This is a genomic window from Janthinobacterium rivuli, assembly GCF_009208735.1.
GTDB lineage: Bacteria > Pseudomonadota > Gammaproteobacteria > Burkholderiales > Burkholderiaceae_D > Janthinobacterium.
This window is the reverse complement of the sequence record NZ_WFLJ01000012.1, coordinates 98532-113237: the sequence shown is the minus strand read 5'-3', so window position 1 is coordinate 113237 and position 14706 is coordinate 98532. Positions and strand designations below refer to the sequence as shown.

Annotated in this window: 12 protein-coding genes and 1 pseudogene; all 13 read right to left on the bottom strand. The window is 62.9% G+C overall.

Annotated features, from left to right (window positions below):
• Window positions 1-85 precede the first annotated feature (85 nt).
• Window positions 86-1045, bottom strand: coding sequence for a sugar ABC transporter substrate-binding protein (locus GCN78_RS17500; protein WP_152252819.1), 960 nt, complete (start codon window positions 1043-1045; stop codon window positions 86-88).
• Window positions 1046-1253: 208 nt separating this feature from the next.
• Window positions 1254-2135: an EamA family transporter gene (locus GCN78_RS17495; RefSeq protein WP_152252818.1), complete on the bottom strand. Its 882-nt coding sequence runs from the start codon at window positions 2133-2135 to the stop codon at window positions 1254-1256.
• Between the two features lie 164 nt (window positions 2136-2299).
• Window positions 2300-3376: a zinc ribbon domain-containing protein gene (locus GCN78_RS17490; RefSeq protein ID WP_152252817.1), complete on the bottom strand. Its 1077-nt coding sequence runs from the start codon at window positions 3374-3376 to the stop codon at window positions 2300-2302.
• Window positions 3377-3384: 8 nt separating this feature from the next.
• Complete coding sequence (locus GCN78_RS17485) at window positions 3385-4503, bottom strand: zinc ribbon domain-containing protein (protein WP_152252816.1); 1119 nt, start codon at window positions 4501-4503, stop codon at window positions 3385-3387.
• A gap of 65 nt (window positions 4504-4568) precedes the next feature.
• Complete coding sequence (locus GCN78_RS17480) at window positions 4569-5312, bottom strand: hypothetical protein (protein WP_152252815.1); 744 nt, start codon at window positions 5310-5312, stop codon at window positions 4569-4571.
• A gap of 47 nt (window positions 5313-5359) precedes the next feature.
• Window positions 5360-6112, bottom strand: a complete 753-nt coding sequence (locus tag GCN78_RS17475) for a hypothetical protein (RefSeq protein WP_226939698.1) — start codon at window positions 6110-6112, stop codon at window positions 5360-5362.
• Window positions 6113-6187: 75 nt separating this feature from the next.
• Window positions 6188-6295: pseudogene (locus GCN78_RS30040) on the bottom strand (zinc-ribbon domain-containing protein); the annotation flags it as partial.
• Window positions 6296-6577: 282 nt separating this feature from the next.
• Complete coding sequence (locus GCN78_RS17470) at window positions 6578-8839, bottom strand: YgiQ family radical SAM protein (RefSeq protein WP_226939695.1); 2262 nt, start codon at window positions 8837-8839, stop codon at window positions 6578-6580.
• A gap of 227 nt (window positions 8840-9066) precedes the next feature.
• Window positions 9067-9345 (bottom strand): DUF4404 family protein, encoded by a 279-nt coding sequence (locus GCN78_RS17465; RefSeq protein ID WP_099411273.1) that lies wholly within the window; start codon window positions 9343-9345, stop codon window positions 9067-9069.
• An 11-nt stretch (window positions 9346-9356) separates the two neighbouring features.
• Window positions 9357-9569 carry a VF530 family protein gene (locus GCN78_RS17460; protein ID WP_152252812.1) on the bottom strand — a complete coding sequence of 71 codons (213 nt, stop codon included), beginning with the start codon at window positions 9567-9569 and terminating at the stop codon, window positions 9357-9359.
• A 109-nt stretch (window positions 9570-9678) separates the two neighbouring features.
• Window positions 9679-11823: a M3 family metallopeptidase gene (locus GCN78_RS17455; RefSeq protein ID WP_152252811.1), complete on the bottom strand. Its 2145-nt coding sequence runs from the start codon at window positions 11821-11823 to the stop codon at window positions 9679-9681.
• A 224-nt stretch (window positions 11824-12047) separates the two neighbouring features.
• A complete protein-coding gene (locus tag GCN78_RS17450; RefSeq protein WP_152252905.1) occupies window positions 12048-14192 on the bottom strand; it encodes a M3 family metallopeptidase in 2145 nt (714 codons plus the stop codon).
• Window positions 14193-14361: 169 nt separating this feature from the next.
• Entirely contained in the window at window positions 14362-14580 is a 219-nt protein-coding gene (locus GCN78_RS17445) for a SlyX family protein (RefSeq protein WP_070290273.1), read from the bottom strand.
• Window positions 14581-14706 lie beyond the last annotated feature (126 nt).

Below are 14706 nucleotides of genomic sequence, written 5' to 3'. Positions count from 1 at the left end.
ATAAAACTCCGCGGTGGTGGCGGCGGGGCCGGCGCGCGCGTACTCAGAAGTATGCGCAGGCGCCGGTCCCGGCGGGATCAAACGATCAGGACTTGGCGCCCTTGGCGACCAGTTCGACCTTGGTTTCGATGACGCCACCAAGCTCGGCCTGTTTCTTCTTCTGCGCCAGGGCTTTCAGCACGGTCTCGATGCCGAACACGGCTTGCTGCGAACCGAACTGGTCGGCGGTAGCCAGCACGCGGCCATCGGCCAGCATCGGCTTGATGGCGTTGATGTTGTCGTAACCGACGACGAACACTTTGCCCGTCTTGCCGGCCGCCTTGATGGCGGAGACGGCGCCGATGGCCATGTTGTCGTTACCGCACAGCAAAGCCTTGATGTTCGGGTTGGCGTTCAGCATGGCGGCGGCCACCGTGTTGGCGGGAGCGATTTCCCACTGGCCCGACTGCACGCTGACGACCTTGGCGCCGGCCGCGTTCATGGCGTCCTGGAAACCCAGGGTGCGCTGCTGCGCGTTGTAGGTGGTGGAGACGCCTTCGATGATGCCGACCGGATCGCCCTTCTTGATTTGCTGGGCCAGGAAGTCGCCGACGACCTTGGCGCCCTTGCGGTTGTCCGGACCGACGAACGGCACGGTGATGCCCTTCTCTTTCAGGGCGCCCGCGTCGAGCTTGTTGTCGATATTGACGACGATGATGCCCGCGTCGATGGCTTTTTTCAGCACCGGCACCAGCGCTTTCGAGTCGGCCGGGGCGATCACCAGCGCATTGACGCGCGAGACGATCATTTGCTCGACCAGCTTGATCTGGCTCGACGTATCCGTTTCATCCTTGATGCCGTTCGACAGCAAGTCGTACTTGGCGGCATTGGCCTTCTGATGCGCCTTGGCGCCATTTTCCATGGTCAGGAAAAATTCGTTGGCGAGCGACTTCATCACCAGCGCCACCTTCGGTTTGGCAGGCGTCTGCGCCATGGCCGGCACGGCGGGCAAAGCACATACCAGGACAGCGGCGGCAATCATTTTCAGGCGAATACGGGATGTCATGAGCGTCTCCAGAGTTGTTGGTCAAGCACGTGTACTGCATGCTTTTTAGGAAATTCGTTGCGCGCAAACGTTTGCGCGAAGCGAATAGTGCCTCAATGCCCTATTACAGTGCAAGCAAAACTGTATGTGCGGTGCAGCAAAAAGGGAGCGCCCAGAGGGAAAGGGACAGGCCGAGGCGATCGGCCTGCCGAGGGGAAATGCGCGGAAGTCAGGCGTTTGTTGCGGGACGGGCGCTGACCCACTGCACGGCCAGCACGCTGGCCAGCACCAGCAGCAAGCCCAGCATCGACCAGCCCGTCATGGCCTGGTCCAGCAAGGCCCAGCCCAGCACGACGGCCATCAGGGGACTGAGCAGTCCCAGCGAGGAGACGGCCACGGGCGACAGCCTGGCGATGCCGCGGAACCACAAGGCATACGCCAGCAGGGCGCCGGCCAGGCACAGGTAGGCGTAGGCCAGCACTTGCTGCGCGGACAAGGCCGGCAAGGGCGCGTCAGCCAGCCACGCGACGGGCGCCAGCATCAGGCCGCCGAGCAGCAATTGCCAGCCCGTCAGCGCCAGCACGGGCAAGTCCGGTTTCCAGCGCCGCGTCAGGTAAGTGCCGGCCGCCATGCAAGCCGTGCCGCCCAGCGCGGCGGCGATGCCGACGGGTTCCCACACCGTGCGCGGCGACAACAATAAAACGCCCATGCCGGCCACGCCCAGCACGCTGGCCCCCAGGGCCAGGCGGGCCGGACGGCGCCCTTCCACGCCCCAGGCCAGGCCCATCACCAAGAGCGGCTGGATGGCGCCCACCACGGCCGCCAGGCCTCCCGGCAAGCGGTAGGCGGCCACGAACAGCAGCGCCTGGAACACGCCGATATTGAGCGCGGACAGGACCAGCACGCGGCCCCAGTCGCGCCGAGCGGGCAGGCGCCGCATGATCAGCAGCAACAGCAGGCCGGCCGGCAGCACGCGGATCAGGGCCGCCGTGAAGGGCCGGCCGGGCGGCAACAGTTCGGACGTGACGATATACGTGGAACCCCATATCAGGGGCGCCAGCGCCGTGAGCAGAATATCGCCCCAGGCGGGACGGGCAGAAGAAGAACTCATGCAACTATCTCGACATTAAGATAAAAGGCCAGTGTGGGCGCGAACTATCTTGATGTCAAGATAAATACCTGCCTTCCCTGCCTGCCTGGCGGCGAAAAAAAACCCGGCATGGCCGGGCTTCTGGAATGCTGCAAGGCGGCAAGCTACGCCGCCTGGACAGATGCTTAATCGCGCATGCGGCGCAGGGTGGTCACCCGCATGCCGCCCATGCTGATCTGCGCCGTGCTGCCATCCTCGCTGACGATAATGTCCATGGCCGCATCGCCCGCGCCTTCCGGCGTGATCGTCACGGTATTGCCTTTGGTGCTGAAGGTGGCCTTGGTCGAGGTCCCGTTATTGATCACGCTGTCGCGTGTAAATTCCAGGACATTGCCCATCGCCGCCTGCCATTTCCCCACCGCCGGGTGGCCGCCAAAGCTGAACACGCTTTTCAGCTTGTCCAGCATGCCCGCGCCCTGCGCGGCCGGCGATTTGCCCAGCACACCGGTCATGGCGGCCTGGCTCATCTGCGCTTCGTCGATGACTTGCCACTGCTTGTCGACCAGCGCCAGCGGCAACCGCACTTCCAGGTCGCCGTCCGGCAGGCGCTGCAGGATCAGCGCGCGGTCCGGCGACTTGGCAAACCACGCCGCCTCATCGGTCAACGCCAGGGTCGCCTTGGCCATCGCCACGTGCTGTGCGCCCAAGTCGCGCACCTGATCGTAGCCGCTGACCTTGGCCACTTTCACGCCCTTGGCCACGCACAGCTTGTCGCCGCGCAAGGCCGCCTTGCCCGGCGCGGCCAGCGCGTAGACAAATTGCGATTGCGCAACCCAACCGCCGCTGCTTTGCTCGACGGGAGCGCTGTACAGCCCGCTACGCACGAGGATATCGAGCCATTGCCGAGTGGAACTATCGTACGACGCCACGCGGATCTCTTCCTTCTGGTACGGCAAGTTGGCAAGGCACAGCAACTTGTCGCGCGCCGCCTCATCGGTCGCCAGGTGGGCATCGATGGCGCGGCTGAAACTGCTGGACGAGGCTGCCTCTGGCGCCAGCAACCACGCCAGGGCGCCGCCGGCCACGATGACGACCGCCAGCACGCCGCCGGCAATGACGAGGTGGCGCCGCTGCACGCCGGACAGCGCCGGTGTCGCGGCCGGCGCGGGTGCCGGGGCGGCGTTGACGGCCTTGCCGCACTCGTCGCAAAAGCGCGCGTCAGGCGCGTGGGCGGTGCCGCACTGTTTACAGAATTGCGCCATGGTCTGCCTTACTTGAGTTTATGCGCGCATTCGCCGCAGAACACGTCATCGGACGCGACCGGAGCCTTGCAGCTGGGGCACTGCAGGCTGTCAGCCGACGCAGCGGGAGCGGCTGGCGCGGCGGGGGCGCTCGCCTGCTCGGCCAGGGCACGCGCGCGCTCGCGCGCTTCCTCGGCTTTTTTCTTGACCGTGGCCAGGCCGTCGTTCAGGCTCGCTTCCGAGGCGCTGAAATCGACATTGCGCGTGGCGCCCAGATAAATGATGCACACGCCCTTGGTAAAGATCAAGCCTGGCACCACGGCCGCGGCCGCCATCAGCAAACCACCGCCCAGGCCGGCAGCGACGATGTAGCCGGAACCGTAGCCACCGCGGCCCAGGCCCGTAGCCATCGCATACAGATCCATCTGGCCCAGGCTGAGGATGCCAGCCGACATGCCCGAGGTGAGCGACACGCCGGTACCGAGCACGCCAAAGATCAGCAGGGCCACAAACGCGGTGATCAGGAACAGCAGCACTTCCAGCAAGATCACGGACACCAGCTTGGTGCGCACGATCTGGTTCAGGCGGGCAATGATCTGGAACACGCTGGCGCCCGACCAGGCGGCAGGGCCGGCCAGCGGCAGCATCACGTAGAACAGTGCAAACACCAGCACGCCCAGCACGATGGCCGACAGCGGGAAAACGACCGCGTACAGCACGGGGCCGAGCACGGGGATCTTGCAGACGAACAAGAGGATGGCGATGGCGATCATGGCCGCCAGCACGATCAGGAATTCAAGGAAGACGACCGCGATCAGGCGATGGCTCGTGTACAGCGAAACGAGCACGGCATCCACCAGGCTCATGCCCGGCTGGCCTTGCGCATCGCGCATCAGCAGGATGCCCACGGCGTTGGAACCGTAAAACATCACGAGGAAGGCCATCAAGCCACCGAAAAAGGCCAGCAGCGGACTGCTCATGCTGCCGGCAAGCATCGTCAGGACGCCACCGACAAGCACGGCGCCGATAAAGGTCAGGGCCAGCAAGGCAATCGCGCGGAAGTTCCTGATGGCATCGGTCGCTTCGATCAGCGAACCCACGGCGGAGGAAAAGGGAAGAGGTTGATGTGCTTCGGTGGAAATGGTCATGTCTAGCCTGGAAGGGGGAAATCGGAAGGGGACGGCCTACCCGGCCGCCCCTTGGTATGGATGTGTCAGTAGGCCAGCGCCAGTTGCAGGTCGGACGCAGGCGCCTGGCGCTGGACGATCTGCAGCTTGACGTCCTGGCCACCGACGCGCTTGCTATTCAGGTACAGGGCCGTGCGTACCGGATAAATACCCTGCGGCACGCCTTCCGGCATGGGAATCGAGAAGCCGCCCTTGTAGGCGCCGCTGCCGTTATTGCTGCTGACCACCTTGCGCACGGTTTTGATCAAGTCGCCATTTGGCTTGTACAGGCTCAATTCCTCTTCCACCAGCGGGTTCGGATCGCGCGTGCCGGCCGCCACTTCGATATACGAATTGGTCTGCGCTTTCTGGCCCGGACGCACGGAGGAAGGCGTAAAGCCCGTCTCGTATTTCACCAGGGTCGACTGCTCGGGCAGCTTGCCCTTGTTGGCCACCTTGTAGTCGGTTTGTACCTGCTGCGCCGTCTTGACTTGCTGGCTTTGATAATTCAAGGCCACGCAGGCGAGCGCGCCCAGGCTGGCGCCGAGGGCCGCGCCGCGCACGGTATTGTTGCCACCGCCCAGCAAGCCGCCCACGACGGCGCCGATGCCGGCCAGCATGGCCGTATTGCATTCGCCGCTGGCCGCTTCCGTGCCTGCGTTGCCGGTATTGCCGGTATTGCCGGTATTGCCGGTGGCGCCAGGGCCGCCTGGCGCGGCGCAGCCGGCCAGCATCGAGGACACGACCAGCATCGCCACCAGGGGCTTGGCCTTTTGTTTCAAGTTTTTCACGTTATTCTCCGGGAAGTTCAAAATAGGGGGAAGGCAAGCAGCGCGGCTTACTCGATCTGGATTTGCGACAGCGCCTTGTCCTGCGCTTCTTTCGCCTTGCGCTTGATGTCGAGCGCGTAGCGGTTGCCCGTGTCCATGCGCAACACGGCATTCGCGTTGGCAACGGCACAGTCGTATTTGCGCTGGCTCATGCAGTGGCTCGCTTCCGACAGGCTCTCCGTGATCACGCTTTCCAGGCCGCTAGTCTGTTTGACAGGCGCCGGTGGCGGCGTCACCTTGACGGGCTTGGCCGGCTTTTCCGCGACAGGTGCCGGTGCCGGTGCAGGAGCCGGTGCAGGAGCTGCCGCTGGCTCAGGCTCAGGCTCGGGCTCAGGCTCGGCAGCAGGTGTCGCGGCTAAGTCGGCCGTCGTGGCGCCATCGAGCGCCGGGTCGCTGATGGCCAGCGGCTGCTCGGCGTCAGTCGTCGTTTCTTCGGCGGCAACCGTCGGCGTGGGGACTGGCCCGGGTTCGGCAGGCTTAGCTGACAGGTAATAGTATCCCCCTGCCGCACCCACGACCACCACCGCCGCGACGGCTGCGACGATCAGCTTGATGCGGCTGCCACCGGCCGGGCTGTCGGCCGGCACCTCGGATGAGGGAGCCGGCGCTGGTTCGGGATCAGCACGGCGCTTTTCCAGCACGGGCGGTGGCGGGGGTGCGACAGGCTCCGCCACTGGCGCCGGGGCAGGTTCAGGGACGGGCTCGATGATGGGCGCATTGACCGGCTCCGGCAGCGGCACCGGCGCGGCAACGGGCGCCACGGCAAAGCTGAATGCGCACTTGGGGCAGAACTTGGCATCCGGCTTGCAATCATGGCCGCACTGGCCACAGGATTTGCCCGGCGCGGGGGCGGCGGCGCCAGGAGCAACGGCAAACGTCGTACCGCAGAAAGCGCAGAATTTTGCGCCCGGCTTATTCTCGGCCTGGCAGGAAAGGCATTTCAATTGGCATCTCTTTTCATATCAACGCTGGAAGTCGCGTACGCTGGCGCTTGCCAGAATGGCAGCTTTGTTGCCGTACGGCTAAATATCCAACGAGTATATTTTCAAACACCAAGTTGCCACAAGGGAAAATTGCCTTTTGCTCTATTCAATTCTTAAATATTGGTAAAAATTCTGCCGCCCCCACATTTTTGCGCCCCATCCTGGTGCGCAGATAACAAAAAACCCGGCAACGCTGTCTGCGTTGCCGGGTTTTCAGGCGATGCCCGGGGTGCCGAGGACCGTTTACTTGCGTCCGCCCCGTGCCGGCGCGGCATGGCCGCCCTTGGCGGGCGGCTTGCTGCCACGCCCCATCGGCACGGCGGCCGGCTTGGCCTTCGTCTTGATCGTCGACAGGATCGATGGGCGCACCTTCGACTCGACGGCGGTCGCCTTCGGCGCGGCGGCCGTGCCGCCCAGGGCGATGCGGTTCTTGCCCGGCGTGACCTTGAACTTGTCCGGCGTGCCGGCGCCATGCGTCTGACGGCTGCGTTCGCCCGCGGCCAGGCCGCCCGATTCCGACGACGTCCAGGCCGGGATCAAATGCTTGTCGCCATTGCCGATCAAGTCGCCACGGCCCATGTTGACCAGCGCTTCGCGCAGGATCGGCCAGTTGGCCGGGTCCTGGTAGCGCAGGAACGCCTTGTGCGTGCGGCGGATCTTGCCGCTGCGCGCCGTTTCCACCACTTCCGAGTCTGCCGTGACCTTGCGCAAGGGATTCTTGCGCGTGTGGTACATCGTCGTGGCCATGGCCATCGGCGTGGGCATGAAGGTTTGCACCTGGTCCAATTTAAAATTGTTCTTCTTCAGCCACAGGGCCAAATTGAGCATGTCCAGGTCCGTCGTGCCCGGATGGGCGGCGATGAAGTAGGGAATCAAATACTGCTTCTTGCCTGCTTCCAGCGAGAAACGGTCGAACATTTCCTTGAACTCGTCGTACGCACCGATGCCGGGCTTCATCATCTTCGACAAGGTGCCCTCTTCCGTGTGCTCGGGCGCGATCTTCAGCAAGCCACCGACGTGGTGCGTGACCAGTTCCTTGACGTACTCGGGCGAACGCACGGCCAGGTCGTAGCGCAAGCCCGAGCTGATCAGCACTTTCTTGATGCCCGGAATGGCGCGCGCCTTGCGGTACAGCGAGATCAGCTTGCTGTGGTCCGTGCCCAAATTCACGCAGATGGACGGATACACGCAGGACAGGCGGCGACACGACACTTCGATCTCTTTTTCCTTGCAGGCCAGGCGGTACATATTCGCCGTCGGACCACCCATATCGGAAATGGTGCCCGTAAAGCCTTTGGTCTTATCGCGGATATGCTCGATTTCGCGCAGGATCGACGGTTCCGAACGGCTCTGGATGATGCGCCCTTCGTGTTCCGTGATCGAACAGAAGGTGCAGCCGCCGAAGCAGCCGCGCATGATGTTGACGGAAAAGCGGATCATTTCCCAGGCGGGGATATGCGCCTTGCCATAGCTCGGGTGCGGCGCGCGCGCGTAGTTCATGTCGTACACGCCATCCATCTCGTCCATGGCCAGCGGCAGCGGCGGCGGGTTGAGCCACACGTCGCGTTCGCCGTGCGCCTGCACCATGGCGCGCGCATTGCCGGGATTCGATTCCAGGTGGAACACGCGCGAGGCGTGCGCATACATGACGGGGTCATCCTTGACGACGTCGTAGGACGGCAGGCGCACGACCGTCTTGTCGTGCTTTTCCTTGGCCATGGCCAGGCGCTCTTCGCGGCTCATGATGCGGATCGGCTTGATGACTTCGGCCGATTTCGACGCATTCTCCGTCGCGCAGGCGGTCTTGTCTTCCTGCACCATCTCGTACGGGCTGTAGTGCGGGTCGATCTTGCCGGGCACGTCGACGCGGGTGGAGTTGTGCACGCCCCAGTCGTCGCCGGGCAGCCAGCCGGCCGGCACCATGAAGGCCGTGCCGCGCAAGTCGCGGATATCCTTGATCGATTCGCCAGCGGCCAGGCGGTGCGTCAGGTCGACCAGCGCCCGCTCGGCATTACCGAAGATCAACAAATCAGCCTTGGAATCGGGCAAGACGGAACGGCGGACCTTGTCCGACCAGTAATCGTAATGGGCGATGCGGCGCAGCGACGCTTCGATGCTGCCGATGACGATGGGCACGTCGGAATACGCTTCGCGCGCGCGCTGGGCGTACACGGTGACGGCGCGGTCCGGGCGTTTATTGGGTTCCGCATTCGCCGTGTAGGCGTCGTCGGAGCGGATCTTGCGGTCGGCCGTGTACTGGTTGACCATGGAATCCATGTTGCCAGCGGTAATGCCGTAGTACAGGCGCGGCTTGCCGAGGATGCGGAAGGCGTCGGCCGACAGCCAGTCCGGCTGGCTGATGATGCCGACGCGATAACCCTGCGCTTCGAGCAGGCGGCCGACCAGGGCCATGCCGAAGCTCGGATGGTCGATGTAGGCGTCGCCCGTGACGAGGATGACGTCGCACTGGTCCCAGCCCAGCGCGTCCATCTCGGCACGCGACATCGGCAGGAAAGGCGCCACGGCAGCGCGGGCAGACCGCTTGGGAACGGTCGCAAATAAATTGGTAGGGGAGCTCATAGGGTACGGATTGTACCGGAATTGGCCATTTCCAACCTGACGGCCTGCTTTTTACTGTTGGATTTGCGTACAAAAAAACGTTTATTTTTCAAACACTTGGGGAAAGAAGGCCCGTCCCGGCAGGACAAGGCCCAGCATTTCCCGCAACTTGCTTAAATGCCCATGTTGGCGAGAATTTCACCCAATTCCCGCAGCGCCGGCTCCAGTTTCGGATGCTTGACGGCGAATTTGGCCGACAATTCCTGGCTGCGTTCGGCCAGGCCATAGGTGGTCGACTCTTCTTCCTGCTCCTGCGCGGCGCGCTTTTCCATCAGCAACTTGATGTCGACATCGAGTTTTTGCAGCAAACCATGCAGTTCTTCATCAACGGGGCCGCTGGTTGCCAGTGTCGAATGCAGTTGTTGCAGCGATTCCTTGAGTTTGCTATCCATGTTTTTTCCTGTCAGTCAGTAAATTGCGTGTCCAGGAACAATTGTTCCACCTTGCTCCTGGCCCACGGGGTCTTGCGCAAAAACTTCAGGCTCGACTTGATGCTGGGATCGCTGATGAAGCAATTGATATCGATGTGCTTGGCCAGACCGTCCCAACCGTAGTGGGCGTGCAGGCGCGTCACGATCGCTTCCAGGGTGATGCCATTCAAATCTTGCTGACTCATATACTCTTTCGACTGCCTTGTTGTTTCTATCTTACTCAATTCTACGCCGCCGGCACGGAAAGCTTGCGTGCGCCATGTCAACGCAACGCAAGCTTCTGATGAGGACGGCTTACTTGGCGTTCAAGCCGCGGCGTTCCAGCAGCGGTTCCACGGTGGCGTCGCGGCCGCGGAAGTCACGGAACAGTTGCAGCGCATCGACGCTGCCGCCGCGCGACAGCAATTTGCTGCGGAACCAGTCGCCATTCTTGCGCGTCAGGCCGCCGTTTTCCTTGAACCAGTTGACCGATTCCGCATCCAGCTTTTCCGACCACAGGTAGGCGTAATACGCCGCCGAGTAGCCGCCCGAGAAACTGTGCGAGAAGTAGCTGGTGCGGTAGCGCGGCGGCACGGGCGCATAGTCGACGCCCGCCTCCTTCAAGGATGCCGCTTCAAAAGCCAGCACGTCCGTCGGGATCTGGCTTGGCGCCAACTGGTGCCAGCGCTGGTCCAGCAGGGCCGCCGACAGGTATTCCGTCGTCATGAAACCCTGGTTGAATTTCTTCGCCGCCGTCACTTTATCGAGCAATTCCTGCGGCATGGCCGCGCCGCTCTGGTAGTGCTTGGCGTAGTTTTGCAGCACTTCCGGCCACACGGCCCACATCTCATTGACTTGCGACGGATACTCGACGAAGTCGCTCGGCACGCTGGTGCCGGCAAAGCGCGGGTATTTCACGTTCGAAAACATGCCGTGCAGCGCATGGCCGAATTCGTGGAACATGGTCGTCACTTCATCGAACGTCAACAAGGTCGGCTGGCCGGCTGGCGGCTTCGGAATGTTCAATTGGTTGGCCACCACCGGATGCGTGCCCATCAGAGACGATTGCGACACGTATTCATTCATCCACGCGCCGCCATGCTTGTTGCCGCGTGCATAGAAGTCGGCGATGAACAGGGCCAGCGGCTTGCCGTTGGCGTCCAGCACGTCGTAGACGCGCACGTCCGGGTTGTACACCGGCAAATCCTTGCGTTCTTTGAAGCTGATGCCGTACAGTTTATTGGCGGCAAAGAAGACACCGTTGTTCAGCACCCTGTTCAATTCCAGGTACGGTTTCAGCTCGTTTTCATCGAAATTGAAGCGCTGCTTGCGCAATTTGTCCGTGTAGATGGCCCAGTCGGCTGCCGCCACCTGGAAACCGCCTTTTTCCGCGTCGACCACTTGCTGCAGGTCGGCCGCTTCGCGGCGCGCGTTGGCGACGGCCGGCTTGGCCAGTTCCGACAGCAAGGTGTTGACGGCCGTCGTCGTCTTGGCCGTCTGGTCTTCCAGCGAATACGCGGCATAGTTGGCGTAGCCGAGCAGAGTCGCCCGTTCGGCGCGCAGCTTGGCCAGCTTCAGCACGATGGCGCGGTTGTCGAACTCGCCGCCCTGGCTGCCGCGGTTCAGCGACGCATCCATCAGACGCTGACGCGTCTTGCGATCCGTCAATACCGCCAGCGGCGGCTGGCCGCTGGTGTTCACCAGGGCGATGAGGAACTTGCCCGTCAAGCCACGTTCCTTGGCGGCGGCGGCAGCCGTGTCGATATCGCTGTCCGTCATGCCGGCCAGCTCGGCGCGCGTGTCGACGACGATGCTCTTGGCATTCGTTTCCTTCAGCACGTTTTGCGCGAAGGCCGTTTCCAGGCCCGCCTGCTCGGCGTTGTAGGCTTTCAGCTTTTCCTTGTCCGCATCGGACAGCTTGGCGCCGGCGCGCACGAAGTCCGTGTGATAGCGTTCCAGCAAGCGCAAGGATTCGGCATCGAGGCCCAGCTTGTCGCGCTTGGCGTACAAGGTGTCGATGCGGGTAAACAGTTTCGGATTCAGGGTGATGGCGTCGCCATGCGCGGCCAGTTTCGGCGACACGTCCACTTCCACCGCTTCCAGCACGGCATTGGTATTGGTCGAGGTCATGTTGCTGAAGATGCTTTGCACGCGGTGCAGCAGCTGTCCCGTGCGCTCGAGGGCCACGATGGTGTTCTCGAACGTGGGCGCCTGGCGGTTGTTGGCGATCGCATTGACTTCGGCCAGCTGGCGTTTCATGCCTTCGGCAAACGCCGGCGCGTAGTGCTCATCCTTGATCAGGCCGAACTGCGGCATCTGGAATGGCAGCGGGCTGGCTTTCAGCAGGGGATTCTGCGTACTGACGGCGGCGGCCGGTGCGGCGGTGGCCGCCAGGGCGGAAGGGGCGGCGTGGGCCAGCATGATGCTGGCGGCGATGACGAGCAGTTGTGGACGGATCATGACATCTTTCAGAAAGCGCGGGGAAGAGCCGCGATCGCGTCGCGGGCCAGTGGCAGATCATAGCAGCCTGTCACACAGGCGTCATCCGGCACGGCGGATACTGTGGCGCATCCCGCCAACTGCGCGGTTTACCACGGTTTTCAATCACAATCTCCAAATAAAAATGGCCGCCCGTTGCGGGGCGGCCATCGATGTTCTGCACCGGCCAGGCCGGTGACGGGGGATTACTTGCCGTTCAAGCCACGGCGTTCCAGCAGCGGCTCGATCTTCGCATCGCGGCCGCGGAAGTTGCGGTAGATGTCGAGCGCATCGGCGCTGCCGCCGCGCGACAGCAATTTGCTGCGGAACCAGTCGCCGTTCTTGCGCGTCAGGCCGCCGTTTTCCTTGAACCACTCGACCGTGTCGGCGTCGAGCTTTTCCGACCACAGGTAGGCGTAATAGCCGGCCGAATAGCCGCCCGCGAACGCGTGCGAGAAATAGGTGGTGCGGTAGCGTGGTGGCGCCGGGGCGAAATCGACGCCCGCGTCGCTCAAGGCGGTTTTTTCAAACGCCAGCACGTCGGTGGGGATCTGTGCCGGGGTCAGCTGGTGCCAGCGCTGGTCCAGCAGGGCCGATGCCAGGTATTCCGTGGTTTTATAGCCCTGATTGAAATTGTCGGCCGCCGTCACTTTCGCCAGCAGCTCGGCCGGGATGGCCGCGCCCGTCTGATAGTGCTTGGCGTAGTTTTGCAGTACTTCCGGCCACAGCGCCCACATTTCATTGACTTGCGACGGGTATTCAACGAAGTCGCGCGGCACGCTGGTGCCGGCGAAGCGCGGGTATTTCACGTTCGAGAACATGCCGTGCAGCGCATGGCCGAATTCGTGGAACATGGTGTTGACTTCGTCAAACGTCATCAGGGTCGGCTGGCCCGCTTCCGGCTTGGGAATGTTGAGGTTATTCGCAATCACCGGCTTGCGGTTCAGCAAGGTCGACTGGCCCACGTAGGCATTCGCCCAGGCGCCGCCGCGCTTGTTGCTGCGCGCGTAAGGGTCCAGGGTGAAGATGGCCAGCTGCGTGCCGTCTTCGTTGAAGACGTCGTACACCAGCATGTCGGACGTGTAGACGGGCAAGTCGGTGCGCTGCTTGAAGGTCAAGCCGTACAACTTGCCGGCGGCAAAGAACACGCCCTTGGTCAGCACGCTGTGCATTTCAAAGTACGGTTTCAACTGATTTTCATCGAAGTTGTAGCGTTCGGCACGGACCTTGTCGCTATAGAAAGCCCAGTCGGCGGCGCCCACCTTGAAGCCGCCTTTGCCTGCATCGATGACCTTCTGGATATCGTCCGCTTCACGGCGCGCATTGACGACGGCCGGCTTCGCCAACTCGCCCAGCAGGGCGTTCACGGCGGTGGTGTCGTGCGCCGTCTGGTCTTCCAGCGAATAGTCCGCATAGTTCGGGTAGCCCATCAGCGCGGCACGTTCGGCCCGCAGTTTTGCCAGTTCCAGCACTTCCTGGGTGTTGTCGAACTCGCCGCCACGGCTGCCGCGCGCCTGCGAGGCGGCCATGATGCGTTCGCGCACGGCGCGGTTGGTCAGCAGCGACAGCGGCGCCTGGCCCGTCGTGTTGACGAGGGCGATCACGTATTTACCGTCCAGGCCGCGCTTCTTGGCCAGGCCGGCGGCCACTTCGATGGCGGCCGGCGACAGGCCGTCCAGTTCTTCACGCGTATCGACGACGACGGCCGATGCGTTCAATTCCTTCAGCACGTTTTGCGCGAACTTGGTCGACAGGGCGGCCAGCTGGCCGTTGTAGGCGCGCAGTTTTTCCTTGTCGGCCGCCGACAGCTTGGCGCCGGCGCGCACGAAGTCCGTGTGATAGCGCTCGAGCAGGCGCTTCGACTCCGCATCGAGGCCCAGCTTGTCGCGCTTGGCGTACAGGGTGTCGATGCGCTTGAACAATTTGTCGTTGAGCATGATCGCGTCGCTATGGGCCGCCATTTTCGGCGCCAGCTCGCGTTCCAGGCCCTGGATCGTCTCATTCGTGTTCGAGCCGGACATCACGGAAAACACGGTGCGCACGCGGCTCAGCAACTGGCCCGAGCGCTCCATGGCCACAATGGTGTTGTCGAAGGTCGCTGGCTTCTTGTTGTTCGCAATCGCGTTGATTTCCGCCAGGTTGGCGGCCATGCCGGCCGTAAAGGCGGGCGCGTAGTCAGCGTCCTGCACCTTGTCGAACGGTGGATAGTGGAAGGGCAGGCTGCTGGCCTGCGCAAACGGGTTCGAAACGGGCAAGGCGGCGGCCGCGGTAGCGGCAGTGGTTGGCGCGGTGCTGGCGGTAGCGGCAAAGGCGGCTGGCGCCAGCATCAGGCTGGCGGCGATGACGAGCATTGTTGGACGGGTCATGTCTTCTTTCAAGAAACGCAAGAGAGCCGCGATTGTGTCGCGGGCCAGCCTGAAATAATAACAGCCTGACACACTTGCGTCACCAGCAACTACTGATGGTAGCGCGCCGGCCGGTGATGAACGGTTTTCATGCGCTCCGCACCACGATGCCGATTTAGTAATGCGGCGGACGTTCGTTGACCAGCCCGCCATTCGCCTGCTGCGCCCCGTCGCGCACGTGCTCGCCCAGCTTGTGCAGCATCGCTTCCAATTGGTCGATGCGCTTGCCCTGCTGGTACACCATCTGGTTCAGCGATTCGACCAGGTCCTCCTGCTGCGCCAGCTTGATTTCGATATCGACGAAACGTGTTTCCATCTGTTCTGCATTGTCCATGGTGCTCTCTGTGACTCCTGACTGAAAGCGGCATTCTACCGCCGCAGCGGCGTGAGCCAGGACAAACCTCGTCCATTCCCCATCGGTCAGACGGCCATTTCTGCCTATTCTTCCCTGATGGCTGGA

What these genes read in the sequence shown, in the direction of transcription:
- GCN78_RS17500 (WP_152252819.1), bottom strand. Translation starts at nt 1,045, where the DNA reads ATGACATCCCGTATTCGCCTGAAAATGATTGCCGCCGCTGTCCTGGTA.
- GCN78_RS17495 (WP_152252818.1), bottom strand. Translation starts at nt 2,135, where the DNA reads ATGAGTTCTTCTTCTGCCCGTCCCGCCTGGGGCGATATTCTGCTCACG.
- GCN78_RS17490 (WP_152252817.1), bottom strand. Translation starts at nt 3,376, where the DNA reads ATGGCGCAATTCTGTAAACAGTGCGGCACCGCCCACGCGCCTGACGCG.
- GCN78_RS17485 (WP_152252816.1), bottom strand. Translation starts at nt 4,503, where the DNA reads ATGACCATTTCCACCGAAGCACATCAACCTCTTCCCTTTTCCTCCGCC.
- GCN78_RS17470 (WP_226939695.1), bottom strand. Translation starts at nt 8,839, where the DNA reads ATGTCGCGTGCCGAGATGGACGCGCTGGGCTGGGACCAGTGCGACGTC.
- GCN78_RS17465 (WP_099411273.1), bottom strand. Translation starts at nt 9,345, where the DNA reads ATGGATAGCAAACTCAAGGAATCGCTGCAACAACTGCATTCGACACTG.
- GCN78_RS17460 (WP_152252812.1), bottom strand. Translation starts at nt 9,569, where the DNA reads ATGAGTCAGCAAGATTTGAATGGCATCACCCTGGAAGCGATCGTGACG.
- GCN78_RS17455 (WP_152252811.1), bottom strand. Translation starts at nt 11,823, where the DNA reads ATGATCCGTCCACAACTGCTCGTCATCGCCGCCAGCATCATGCTGGCC.
- GCN78_RS17450 (WP_152252905.1), bottom strand. Translation starts at nt 14,192, where the DNA reads ATGCTCGTCATCGCCGCCAGCCTGATGCTGGCGCCAGCCGCCTTTGCC.
- GCN78_RS17445 (WP_070290273.1), bottom strand. Translation starts at nt 14,580, where the DNA reads ATGGACAATGCAGAACAGATGGAAACACGTTTCGTCGATATCGAAATC.